1 pseudogene is annotated in these 317 nt (G+C 83.0%); it reads right to left on the bottom strand.

The features are described from left to right. Window positions 1-107: 107 nt before the first annotated feature. Window positions 108-317 (bottom strand): annotated as a pseudogene (proY, locus tag LO771_RS30160) (proline-specific permease ProY); the annotation flags it as partial.

Genomic DNA, 317 nt, shown 5'->3' with positions numbered 1-317 from the left:
GAGAGGCGGGGCCCGGCGTGCCGGGCCCTCCCGTCCCGGGCGGGGGCGGGAGGGCCTGCGGCGGGGGTGCCGGGAGGCCCCGGGGGTTCCGGGGGGTCCGGGGCGGTTCAGGCGTCGGCGGACGCGGGCTCGGCGGTCCCGGCTGCGGCTGCGGCTGCGGCGGGGGCGGGCGCCGGGGCGGGGGCGGCGACGGCGGCCGGGGTGCGGCGGCGCAGCACGGCGTAGCCGGCGGTCAGCAGCAGCGCCCAGACGGGGAAGACGTAGAGCGAGACGCGGGCGTCGGCGTCGAGGGCGATGAGGACGGTGACGAAGGCGAG

Origin of the sequence: Streptacidiphilus sp. ASG 303, from assembly GCF_020991365.1 — a bacterium.
Taxonomy (GTDB): domain Bacteria; phylum Actinomycetota; class Actinomycetes; order Streptomycetales; family Streptomycetaceae; genus Peterkaempfera.
This window is presented reverse-complemented; position numbering and strand designations above follow the sequence as displayed.